This is a genomic window from Mesoflavibacter zeaxanthinifaciens DSM 18436 (assembly GCF_000422365.1).
Taxonomy (GTDB): domain Bacteria; phylum Bacteroidota; class Bacteroidia; order Flavobacteriales; family Flavobacteriaceae; genus Mesoflavibacter; species Mesoflavibacter zeaxanthinifaciens.
In genome coordinates this window covers 60,964-73,506 of the sequence record NZ_AULQ01000008.1, presented here as the reverse complement: position 1 = coordinate 73,506, position 12,543 = coordinate 60,964, and the positions used below count along the sequence as shown (strand labels likewise).

The 12,543-nt window shown below is 32.6% G+C and carries 10 protein-coding genes; 5 read left to right on the top strand and 5 right to left on the bottom strand.

The genetic code is table 11. The features are described 5' to 3' along the window. The first annotated feature begins 55 nt into the window (after positions 1-55). The 4 genes from radC to H574_RS14425 all read left to right on the top strand — a co-directional run bounded on the left by radC (position 56) and on the right by H574_RS14425 (position 3,619). Positions 56-754 (top strand): RadC family protein, encoded by a 699-nt coding sequence (gene radC / locus H574_RS0108815; protein ID WP_027880225.1) that lies wholly within the window; start codon positions 56-58, stop codon positions 752-754. A gap of 90 nt (positions 755-844) precedes the next feature. Then, on the top strand, positions 845-2,146 hold the full coding sequence (locus H574_RS0108805) for a polysaccharide deacetylase family protein (protein WP_027880224.1): 1,302 nt from the start codon (positions 845-847) through the stop codon (positions 2,144-2,146). Next, on the top strand, positions 2,136-2,822 hold the full coding sequence (locus tag H574_RS0108800; protein ID WP_027880223.1) for a YjjG family noncanonical pyrimidine nucleotidase: 687 nt from the start codon (positions 2,136-2,138) through the stop codon (positions 2,820-2,822). The genes H574_RS0108805 and H574_RS0108800 overlap by 11 nt, the downstream gene beginning before the upstream one ends. 2 nt (positions 2,823-2,824) lie before the next feature. Next, positions 2,825-3,619 (top strand): hypothetical protein, encoded by a 795-nt coding sequence (locus H574_RS14425; RefSeq protein WP_051169866.1) that lies wholly within the window; start codon positions 2,825-2,827, stop codon positions 3,617-3,619. 144 nt (positions 3,620-3,763) lie between these two features. Here H574_RS14425 and H574_RS0108790 read toward each other — a convergent pair whose 3' ends face one another. Continuing rightward, the gene (locus H574_RS0108790; RefSeq protein WP_027880222.1) at positions 3,764-5,041 is read right to left on the bottom strand and encodes a replication-associated recombination protein A; all 1,278 of its coding nucleotides are present in this window, start codon (positions 5,039-5,041) and stop codon (positions 3,764-3,766) included. Positions 5,042-5,265: 224 nt separating this feature from the next. Between H574_RS0108790 and H574_RS0108785 the strand changes: the two genes are divergently transcribed. Then, positions 5,266-6,015, top strand: a complete 750-nt coding sequence (locus H574_RS0108785; RefSeq protein ID WP_027880221.1) for a rhomboid family intramembrane serine protease — start codon at positions 5,266-5,268, stop codon at positions 6,013-6,015. On the opposite strand, the gene rlmB is transcribed toward H574_RS0108785, so the two are convergent. From rlmB to H574_RS0108765, 4 genes are all read right to left on the bottom strand, one after another. After that, positions 6,012-6,746 carry a 23S rRNA (guanosine(2251)-2'-O)-methyltransferase RlmB gene (rlmB, locus tag H574_RS0108780; protein WP_027880220.1) on the bottom strand — a complete coding sequence of 245 codons (735 nt, stop codon included), beginning with the start codon at positions 6,744-6,746 and terminating at the stop codon, positions 6,012-6,014. The two genes, H574_RS0108785 and rlmB, sit on opposite strands and share 4 nt — an antisense overlap. Before the next feature lie 65 nt (positions 6,747-6,811). Beyond that, complete coding sequence (locus H574_RS0108775; RefSeq protein ID WP_027880219.1) at positions 6,812-7,555, bottom strand: DUF1735 domain-containing protein; 744 nt, start codon at positions 7,553-7,555, stop codon at positions 6,812-6,814. Positions 7,556-7,612: 57 nt separating this feature from the next. After that, complete coding sequence (locus H574_RS0108770; RefSeq protein ID WP_027880218.1) at positions 7,613-9,148, bottom strand: RagB/SusD family nutrient uptake outer membrane protein; 1,536 nt, start codon at positions 9,146-9,148, stop codon at positions 7,613-7,615. Between the two features lie 17 nt (positions 9,149-9,165). Then, positions 9,166-12,468: a SusC/RagA family TonB-linked outer membrane protein gene (locus H574_RS0108765; RefSeq protein ID WP_027880217.1), complete on the bottom strand. Its 3,303-nt coding sequence runs from the start codon at positions 12,466-12,468 to the stop codon at positions 9,166-9,168. Positions 12,469-12,543 lie beyond the last annotated feature (75 nt).

The following is a 12,543-nucleotide window of genomic DNA, read 5'->3' as shown; positions in this document are numbered from 1 at the left end:
AATTAGTTGGTTTTTTGGAGTTTAAAAATTACAAAATATTGTGTAGTTTTATCAAATGTCTGAAAAAAAGCCATCTTTTTCAATAAAAAACTGGTCGGAAGATGATCAACCACGCGAAAAGCTTCTAAAAAAAGGAAAAGCAGCATTAAGTGATGCAGAACTAGTTGCTATCTTAATTGGATCTGGAAACCGCGAAGAAAGCGCTGTAGATTTGTGTAAACGCATCTTATCTAGCGTAGACAATAATTTAAACCAGTTAGGAAAATTAAGCATCAAACAGTTAATGCAATTTAAAGGCATTGGCGAAGCTAAAGCTATAAGCATTGCGGCTGCATTAGAATTAGGAAGACGCAGACGAGCAGAAGAAGCTTTGCAACAATTTAAAATTACATCTAGTAAATCGGTTTTTGAGTTAATGCAACCCATGATTGGTGAGTTACCTCATGAAGAGTTTTGGATTATTTATCTTAATAATTCTAACAAAGTAATTGATAAATTACAGCTTAGTAAAGGCGGAATTACAGGCACTTTAGTAGATACACGTTTAGTCTTAAAACAAGCGCTACAAGTAGGTGCAGTTGCAATAATTATGGCACATAATCATCCTTCAGGCACCTTAAAACCTAGTCAAGCCGATAAGGATATTACCCAAAAATTAAAATTAGCTGCTCAAAGTTTAGATATACGTGTTTTAGATCATTTAATTATTACAGAATCGGCTTATTTCAGTTTTGCAGACGAGGCTTTGCTGTAATATGATGTTAATTTCTTTAAAACTGATCTTAAAAAATACACTTTTAAATCAGGAATTTGGTACTTTTAAACCTTATAATTTCAATCGTTAATGTTACTAGTTTACACACACAAAATTACACCACGTGTTAAATACACTTTTAAACAAGTGTGTACTAGAATACTTGGGATTCCTGTAGAATTTACAACAACTATAGAAGATTTTATTGCTCACGATAGCCTTAAAATATCTTATGCAAAACAACCTTTAAGTAACGAGGTTTTTATTAGATCTAACGATTTGTTATTTGAGCAAGGCTTATCAGATATAGATATAAATATTTATGATTGGGAAGAGACTAAATGCTTTTTTCCTGCAGGAGATAAAAGTGCTTTGCCCTACGATATTTTTGCGGCAACATTTTATTTAATTAGTAGATATGAAGAGTATTTACCACATGTAAAGGACAATTATGGTCGTTTTCCAGCAGAAGAAAGTTTAGCCTTTAATAATCAGTTTTTAACACAACCAGTAGTAGATATTTGGGCATATAAGTTTAAAACCATATTAAAAGAACAATTTCCTAATTATATATTTCCTGATAAAAAATATACAGTAACACCAGTTATAGATGTACCTATAGCTTATAGGTATAAATTGGTAGGAGTAATGCGTACATTTGGCGGGACCTTTAAAGATTTTTTTGCATTTAGATTTAAAGATGTTTATGAGCGTTTTGGCGTATTATTAGGAGCAAGAAAAGACCCGTTTGATACATATAAATACATTGTTAATCGACAAAAAAAACGAAATTTTAAATTTATATTTTTCTTCTTAGTTGGCGATTTTTCTACATACGATAAAAACATAAATAGTCAAAAACAAAAGTTTAAATCTTTAATAAAACACGTTGCAGATTATTGTAAAGTAGGTATAAAATCTTCATTTTTTGCTCTAAATGATATTGAATTGTTAAAGATTGAAAAGAGTAGAATGGAAGCTATCATTAATACAAATATAGCAGGTTCTAGACATTCTTTTTCTAAAGTAAATTTACCAGAATCTTATCGTAATTTAGTCGAATTAGAAATACCTGAAGATTATACAATGGGCTACGTTAATCATTTAGGCTTTAGAGCAGGAACTTGTACTCCGTTTTTGTTTTATGATTTAGATTACGAGGTGCAAACACCACTAAAAATAGTACCATATCATGCTTTAGATTTTGCATTTTTAAAGTATAATTCGTTATTAGACAAACAAGAAGCTTTAGATAAATTAATTAAACAAGTTAAAGCTGTAAACGGTAATTTTGTACCTGTTTTTCATAATTATACATTTAGTAATATACCACGTTGGCAACATTTTAAAACACTATTTAATACAATTTTAGACTCAGTAGATGAACAATAATATAGAGCATATTTTTTTTGATTTAGATCACACACTTTGGGATTTTGATAAGAACTCGGCATTAACTTTTGATTTTATTTTTAAAAAGAATAATCTACAACTTAGTTTACCTGAGTTTTTGAGCGTTTACGAACCGCTAAATTTGCAATATTGGAAGCTTTATAGAGAAGAAAAAGTAAGCAAAGAACATTTAAGATTTTATAGATTAAAAGATACCTTTGATACTTTAAATATAGAAGTAGAGGCAGAAGTAATTAATAAACTGTCAGAGGATTATATAGATAACTTAAGTAATCAAAACCATTTATTTGATGGTACTTTTGAAATTTTAGATTATCTAAAACCAAAATATCAATTACATATTATAACCAATGGATTTGAAGCAGTACAGTATCATAAGATGAAAAAATCAAACATATTTCATTTTTTTGAAACTATCACAAATTCAGAAATGGTTGGTGTAAAAAAGCCAAATCCTAAAATATTTAATCACGCTTTAGATTTAGCCAATGCAACAACTAAAAACAGTATTATGATTGGCGATAATTATGAAGCCGATATTTTAGGCGCATTAAATATTGGGTTAGATGCTATTTGCTTTAATTATCATAAAGAAACTATAGCTCCAGATATAAAAATTATCAATCATTTATTAGACTTAAAAAAATATTTATAAAGATGAAATTACATAAAATATTAAGCGTTTTTATTCTTTTATTTTGTACAACATTATTAGCGCAAAATCAGCTAAACAACTATAAATATATTGTTGTTCCAAACCAGTTTAAATTTCAAAAAGAACCAGGTCAATACCGTGTAAATGGTTTAGCTAAGTTTTTGTTAGAAAAACAAAATTTTACCGTTTTATTAGAAGAAGATACCTTACCAGAAGATGCGATACAAAATAACTGTTTAGTTTTAAAAACTGCAGCAATAGACGATTCTTCTATGTTTAAAACTAAAATAAAATTTCAGTTTAAAGATTGTCAAGGTAAAGTGGTTTATACCACAGAAGAAGGCGAATCTAGGGAGAAAAAATATATAGTTGCATACAATGAAGCTGTAAGACAAGCTTTTAGTAGTTTGTCAAATTTCACTCATAAATATGAAGTGAAAGAAACTAAAAATAAAGTAGAAGAAGTTATTGTTACTCCATTACCTAATGTAACAGAAGCACCATTGGTTGAAGAAGTTGATGAAGAAGAAATAGATGAAGAAATTGAAATACCAGTAAAAGAAGGTTATAAAAACTCTTCAAATAATGCGCTTACCGCCGAAGCATTTGGAGTTATTAATTACAAATTAAAAAATAGTCAAGGTCAAACGGTATACACTATATTATATTCTGGTAAAGAAGACTTTTACATTGTAAAAGGTAAAGATGCTGTTATTTATAAAATAAATGGTAGTTGGGTTATTGCAACCAACGACAATGGTACTTTACAGATTAAATCTATTGATATTAAGTTTTAATGTATTAATCTTTTAATTGATTAGTACTTAGTTTATTTCGCGTTAGGGATTAAGGTATTGTTGGAGCACATCTTTGATTGCGACTACCGAAAGCCCGACGCACTTTTGCTATTAAAATCAAAAGTGGGTAACGCCCAAAATATTTTAATATCCATATTTATCTTTCCAGCGCTGTTTTAAAAATTCACGTTGCGCGTTTTCTCTAGCATTATTACCAGGTTGGTATAATGGTGTATTTGCAATTTCTTTGGGTAAAAACTCTTGTGCAGCAAAATTATTAGCGTAATTATGACTGTATTTGTAGTCTTCGCCATAACCAATGTCTTTCATAAGTTTTGTTGGCGCATTACGTATGTTAAGTGGTATACTTAAATCTCCTGTTTGTTTGACTAATTGTTGCGCATTATTTATTGCCATATATGCCGCATTACTTTTTGGAGAACACGCTAAATATGTAGCACATTGGCTAAGTATAATTCTAGATTCTGGATAACCAATTGTTGATACTGCTTGAAATGTACTATTTGCAATAACCAAAGCAGTTGGATTAGCATTACCAATATCTTCACTAGCTAAAATTAACATACGTCTAGCTATAAATTTTACATCTTCGCCGCCTTCAACCATACGTGCTAAATAATAAACTGCTGCGTTGGGATCACTACCACGTATAGATTTTATGAATGCAGAAATAATATCATAATGCTGCTCGCCAGTTTTATCGTAACGTACCGTATTACTTTCTACTTTATCCATTACCATTTTATCGGTAACAATAATCTTGTCACTATCTTCTGCGTTAATAATGAGTTCAAAAATATTAAGTAGTTTTCTAGCATCACCACCAGAAAGACGTAATAAAGCGTTGGTTTCTTTAAGCTTTATATTTTTTTTGGATAAAATCTCATCTTTTTCAATTGCACGGTTTAAAAGCGCCTCTAAATCGGTTTTTTCAAACTCTTTTAAAATATAAACCTGACAACGTGACAATAATGCCGAGATGACTTCAAAACTTGGGTTTTCTGTAGTAGCACCAATTAAAGTTACCCAACCTTTTTCTACAGCTTGTAATAAACTATCTTGTTGTGATTTGCTAAAACGATGTATTTCATCAATAAATAAAATTGGGTTTTTAGCCGTAAACAATCCGCCGCTTTCCTTCGCTTTATTAATTACATCTCTAACATCTTTCACTCCAGATGCAATTGCGCTTAATTGATAAAACGGACGATTGGATGTGTTTGCAATGATATTTGCTAATGTAGTTTTTCCAATTCCTGGTGGTCCCCAAAGTATCATCGACGGGATTAATCCTTGTTGGATGTGTCTAGTTAACGTTCCGTTTTTGCCCACTAAATGTTGCTGACTTATGTAATCATCCAACGTTTGTGGTCTTAATCTTTCGGCTAAAGGCGTATTCATCTTGTAAAATTAAATCAAACTTTTTTAAAACAATAATTACAACCAAACAACTTATTAACTTTGTTATGGCGTGCCTTTTTTTGAGAAAAGTTCAAAAAAAAGTCGGGCTTTCGCAAGTCGCAATCAAAGATGTGCTCCAACAATTGCTTAATCCCTCACGCACTTACTAGCTGACAATTTAACATCACTTCAAAGTTGGTTAACTATTTGCTATATTCACTATAATGAAACAAAAAGAACCATTTAAATACAGTCCAGAAGTATTACTTTATCCGCTAGGATTTGTAATGCTAATTTGGCTTATCTTTGCTATCGAAATTCGTTTTGGTTTCAGTTTAAATAAATTAGGTATTTATCCTCAAAAATTTTTAGGTTTAAAAGGTGTTTTGTTTAGTCCTTTTATACATGGCGGAATTAGTCATCTTTATCATAATTCAATTCCTTTGTTTATTCTTTCAGCAGCGTTATTCTATTTTTATAGACCGATAGCATTTAAAGTTTTAGGATACGGTATATTACTTTCGGGTTTTTTAACTTGGTGTATTGGACGACCATCTTACCATATTGGAGCTAGCGGATTAATATATGTTTTAGCTAGTTTCATTTTTTTTAAAGGTGTTTTTGCAAAACATTATAGACTAGTAGCTTTATCTATGCTTGTTGTTTTTCTTTACGGAAGCATGGTTTGGGATGTCTTACCATTAAAAGAAGGTGTTTCTTGGGAAGGACATCTATCAGGTTTAATAACAGGTTTGTTTTTTGCTTTAGTTTTTAGAAAGCAAATAGCAAAACCAAAACGATATGTTTGGGAAAAACCAAATTATAACGAAGAAGAAGATGAGTTTTTAAAACACTTTGATGAAAACGGTAATTTTATTGAAAGTAAAGAAGAAGATATAGAGGAAGAAGAGAAGCCTTCAGCTCAAAATTCAATACAAATAAAATATACTTTCAGAGAAAATAAAGACGATTAACGTCTTTGTCTTACAGCTTCATATAAAAATGCACCACAAGCAACAGAAACGTTTAACGATTCTATTTCACCAAGTAAGGGTAGTTTAGCTTTATAATCTGCAACTTTAATAACAGAAGGATTAATGCCTCTTCCTTCAGATCCCATAATAATGGCACAAGCATCTTTAAAGTTGATATCGTAAAGCGTGTCTTCTGTTTTTTCGGTAGCAGCAATGACTTTAACACCAGATGCTTGTAAAAAAAACACAGCATCTTTAATGTGTGATACTCTACAAATAGGTACTTTAAATACAGCACCAGCACTTGTTTTAATAGTATCTCCGTTAACAGGAGCAGCACCTTTAGATTGAATAATGATTCCATTAACACCAGTACATTCTGCTGTTCTTATAATAGCACCAAAATTGCGTACATCACTTAATTGATCAAGTAGTAAATAGAGTGGAGTAGAAGTTTTTTCTAAAACTTGCTCATGCAACTCTTCAATATCATAAAACTTAATAGGAGATATTTGTGCCACTGCACCTTGGTGATTATTTTGTGTTAATTTATTTAGTTTTTCAATAGGTACATACGAAGCGTTAATTTTATTATGATTTATTAAAGACTCTAATTCTTTAAATAAATCACCTTTTAAACCTTTTTGTAAAAAGACTTTATCAATGTTTTTATCAGCTTTTATAGCTTCTATAATAGCTCTTAAACCAAAAATTTGTGTTGTTCTTTGCATGATGTAAAGGTATAAAAAAACAGCCTGATTTCTCAGGCTGTTTTTTTTATTCTTAATTGTTTTTCTTATAAAGAAAAATCAAAATCAAAACCGGCACCATAGTCTCCATCAGAGTAGTATAGTGTTGATTTGTTTCCATCTAGTAAATAAATTTCTCCAGCACCATCACCATATTGATCAAAAACTTGAAGTCTATAGTCTCCATCGCTTAAACAAATAGGTAAGTTAGTAAATCCTGTTCTGCCAGCATAACCACCAAAACCAGGAGAAGAATTGTTTGAAGCAACAATAACACCAGCATTAAGGTCTACAATTCTCCAGTAAACTTCTTCTGGGTAATCGTCAAAAACAGTGTAATAGAATAATCTGTTTTCTAAACACTCTCTAAAAACGTTAATAGTAGCAGGCTCACCAATTGATGATCCGTCTCCATTAGGTTCTGTAACGTTTAATACTAAAGTTACAGGCTCTCCATCTAATCCAGCGTAATCATTAATAGAAACAGCTAAGTCTCCTTTATTAGATCCTGCAGGTATAGTAACAGTTGAAGGTACTGTAATATAAGTTTGGTCTATTGTAGATGCAGACATAACTTCAACATTATATGTCCTGTCATTACCAGCTACGTTTGCTGAATAAAGTGATACATTTTGAGTACTAGAACCGCTAATTTCAACTTCTAAATCTATAGCTTGTCCTGAGAAAGCTACATAGTTTGTTCCTGGAGCTTCAACTTCTTCTTTTTCACAACTTGAAAAAAAGAATGCTGCCCCAATAGCTAAACATGTAAATAATCTTAATTTTTTCATGATTTGTATTTTTAACACACTTCTATGAAATATATTTCATAGAAGTGTGAAATTATATTATTGATTTTGGTTACTTAAAAATGGATTGTTCTGAATTTCATCTTGTGGAATTTCGAACTGCATTCTTTCGTCATTATAAGGAATTGGTTGTCCTACAAAAGATAAATGGTTAGAACCTCTAGTTACAGTAGCTTGGTTACGCTTCATAGCTAAATAACTCTTACCTTCACCCCATAACTCGATACGAGTTTGTAAGTAAATTTCATCTAAAAGTGCTTGACCTGTTAAAGTATCTACATAAGCAGAACTAGGTACTCTTAAATCTAATAAAGCTTTTAAGCTTGTTCTAGCAGCAGCTTCGTTTGGTATTCTAGCGTTAGCCTCAGCATTTAATAGGTAAGCTTCTTCAATTCTCATGTAAACGTAATCTGCAGTTACAGTTTGAGAAGCACCTCCAATTGTACCAGAAGCAGCAAACTTAAATAAAGGTTGTAAGTGTCTTCCGTTAGCAGGATTGTTTAAGAATTGACCTTTACGTGCATCATTTGCAGGGATTGCAGCGAATAAACTTGCGTCTATAGCTTTGTAATCTCCAGCCCATGCATAACTATATGAGAAAGCATCAATCTGACCCCACCAAGATACTAAATCTAAACCATTGTTTTCAGTAATGTCTATTCCCCACATCCAGTTGTCTGTAAAATTAACATCATTAAAAGCATTACTAGTACCATCTGCAGGTACAACAGTTACTTGAGCAGGCTGTAACATTGTGTGACTTGTAGTTGTGATAACATCATTTGTCAAGTCAGCTACGTCTTGCCATCTTCCACCTTTTGCACCTAAAACGTAAGCATAAATCATTCTAGCTACGTTTTGGTCAACTTGGTTTTTAGCTGTTCTGTTAAAACCATCTAAAAGAGTCACTGCATCCATTAAGTCCGCTTCCATTTGGTTGTAAACTTGCTCAGCTGTAGACTTTGGTAAGTTTTCAATTTCAGGCTCTATATAAAGAGGTAAAATAGCTTCGTTTGGTACATACTCTTTTTGAAAATATTGTGTTAAGTAAAAATAAGAATGAGCTCTTAACGCCTTAGCTTGTCCCATTGCATATTTGTTCTCATCTAACTCAGGTACTGCGTCATTACCTCCTAAAGAAGCAATTACGTTGTTTGCAGATCTTACAATTCTGTAGTAGTATCTCCATACCATTCTGTTACGACCTCTTGTGAAATCCTGAGGAGCTTGGAATTCAGTAATATCTGCTCTGTACCATCCATATGTACTAACACTAAGTGCCATATCACCACAAAGCATATCACCATATACATCATAACCTTTTTGACCAAAGTCATCATGGTTAAGATCTGTTCCTCCTGATCCAGTTTGGATCATTTGAGCGTAAATACCATTTACGAATGCTGCAGGTATATTTGTGTTTGTTTCTGCAGCCTGTTCTGCATCAGCAGAAGTAAAAGATGCTGTTGGTTGGCTTTCACCAGCAACACCTGTGTTGTCTAAGAACTCTTCACTACAGCTGAAAGACAAAGCAATCACTGCTATAGCTAAAGTTTGTTTAAATAAATTTTTCATAATTTCTTTTTTTTTGTTTAAAATTTAATTCTTGCACCAAAAGTTATAGTTGTTGCAGGTGCATAAATTTGTCTTCCTGAGTTTCCGTTTTCTCTAATAGATGGATTAAACCCTTCTCTCTTGGTCTTAATCATTAAGTTATCTCCAGAAACCCACAGGTTTAATGCATCAATACCTGATTTTGATATTAATTTGTTAGGTACAGTATATCCTATTCTAGCATTGTTAAGTGCTATGTAATCTGTACTAATGATAAATCTTGATGAAGTTGAAGTACCATTAACAACAGCATTGTCAGCTAATAAAGGAACATCAGTTATGTCTCCTGGTTGTTGCCATCTATTAAGGATATCTGTGTGGTAGTTGTTACCAGCTGCACCAAAACGATCACTCATTAATTCAGCATATTGAGAGTCATAAGCATAACCACCTAAACTATAAGTGAATTGTGCAGAGAAATCAAAGTTTTTGAACGCTCCAGATAATCTAAACGCACCTCTTAAATCAGGTATAAAAGATTTGTCTAAATATACTTCTGTTGCATTAGCGTATGTTTTAGTAACAGTTCTTTTGATGTTAGCATTACCTACTTTTTGTTGATATTCAAAAAGAGATCCTGTTCCATTTAAAGATTCTTCAGTACCATTTCCAATGTAGAAGTTATCAGTTGATGTAGGTTCACCTGCATCTAAGACACCATTGTTATTTAAATCATCATAGTATTGGTACCATAATGGAGAACCATCTCCTGGATCAACACCAGCCCATTCTCTCATGTAGAAATCATAGATAGAACTTCCTTTAGACCAAGCATATAAACCTTGAACATCAAGAATTTTTTCTTGACCAGTAGATACATCTATTGGCATTTTCTTAAATTCATTACTGATAATTTCTCCATTAGCAGAAATGTCTAATTGGAAATCTTTATTCTTGATTATGTGTGCAGTTACATCAAATTCAAGACCACTGTTAGAAATTTCTCCATCATTAACTAAGATAGAAGCAAACCCGATAGAAGGACCTCTTCTTTGAGGGAAAAATAAGTTATCTGTATACTTATTATAATAATCAATATTAACATCTAAGAATCTAGATCTACCAATTGTAGATTCTATTCCAAACTGAGTCATTTTTGAAGTTTCCCAAGTTAAGTCAGGATTTCCAGGTCTAGTTTCTGGTAATGAAATTGCACCACCAACAAATTCTCTACTGTAGATTGTATAACCAGATACGTTAGAAACACCATCTTGGTCACCAGTAATACCGTAAGAACCTTTAAGCTTTAAGTAAGATATGTAACTATCTGCCATAAAGTCTTCAGCACTCATTACCCATGCTCCACCAATAGAACCGAATACACCCCATTTGTCATTTACAAATCGAGAAGATCCATCTGTTCTTAAAGAACCTGTTACATAGTACTTACCATTGTAGTTATAGTTAACTTGACCAAAGTAAGATTCGATTGCCGAACCAGTTGTGGTACCAATTGCAGGAGAAGTACTTTCTGCATAGTTAGACAGATTGTAGATGCCTGGTTGGTATACATTTTGCTTAAACTGTTGAGAAACATCAGATCTTTGCTCGTTAGATTCGTGTGCTACTAAAGCTTCTATAGAGTGATTTCCAAAAGTCTTGTTATATCTTAATAACTGTAAGAAACTTGTGTTCCAAAGTTGAGAGTCAGTAACCGTTAACGTACCGTTAGAGTTAGCTGCTATCGTATAATTATTGTTACCTACGTTGTAGAATCTTTGGAACCTGTACTGAGCACCATATCTAATTTCAGCTTTTAAATCTTTAGTTATGTTTATATCAGTAGTGAAATTACCATTTAAAGCGTGATTATCACCTCCGTTAAAATCTAAAATAGCTGATCCTACAGGGTTTAATAAGTTTGCATTAGGACGAGCTCTATCAAATCCATTAGCTAAAGCGGTAGGTGAACCAAAATCAAATTGAGCACCTCCATAAATTGGGTCTGGAATTAATTCTCCAGTACCAGGATATCTTGCATAAACAGGATATATTGGCGCCATTTTATCAGCAAATTCAAATATGTTTTCAGATCCATCTGTTTGACCATTGTTAGTACTTTCAGAGTATGCATAGTTTACATTAGCTCCTACTTTTAACCAATCTTTGATATCTGTACTTAAGTTAATTAAACCAGTATATCTTTTGTAATCAGAATTTATGATATAACCTTCGTCATTAAGGTATCCTAAAGATACATAGTATCTTGATTTGTCGCTTCCACCACCCATTCTCAGGTTAGCTTCAGTTCTAATACCAGTACCAAACGATTCGTCTGCATATGATTCTGGAGTAAATAATCTGTTTACACCAGGTCTAACTGAACGTGTAACAGGGTCAATTAATTCTGCTCCTGTAGCAACATCCCACATGTTGTAACCAGCACCTATACCGTTATCTCCTAATAAGCGGTTGTTTGCAAATCCAACAGGATCTGGGTTACCATCTACAACACCTCTGTTGTACAGTCCTTCCCATACAAGACCAACGTATTGTTCTGGAGAATCGATTACATCGTATCTAGGTATAATTTGGTTGTTGATACCTGTTTTTAAGTCAACTTCAATATAAGATTTATCAGTAGAAGTTCCGCTTTTGGTAGTAATAATTACAACACCATTAGCACCTCTAGAACCGTAGATTGCAGTTGCTGTAGCATCTTTTAAAACCGTAGTACTTTTAATATCAGAAGGGTTTATAGTGTTAAGAGCAAAAGTACCTTGTAAAGGAACTCCGTCTACAACATATAAAGGCGCTCTGTTTCCGTTAGGAGAACCAAAACCTCTAATTCTTATTGTACCAACAGTACCTGGCTGACCAGATGTGTTAATTACGTTAACACCAGCTACCTCACCAGTTAGAGCTTGAGTTACATTGGCAAAGTTTTTTGCTTCTAAAACTTCACTTTTTACAACTTTAGCTGTACCAGTGTTTGCTCTTTCTGTTGTAGTACCGTAACCAACTACGATAACTTCATCAAGAGTGTTGTCTGGTTCAAGAGTAACATCAATTTTGTTACTAGCTCCAACAGTTACTTCTTTGGTGCTATATCCAACATAACTGTATGTTAACACATCACCTGTACTTGTGCTGATAGAGTAATTACCATCAAAATCTGTTGTAGTTCCGTTAGATGTTCCTTTCACAGCTACTGTTGCCGATGGTAACGGTAAGCCATTTTCGTCAGAAACAACTCCTGAAACTGTTTTTTCTTGTGCAAAAGATAGTTGCACAACAAACGCTAGGAATAGCGTTAAAATTCCACTAAACTTTGTTTTCATTTTATAATTTATTTGAATTAGTCTACGCCAAAAATCATAATAAAAACTTAATTAAACAATAATTATGGGTTAAAA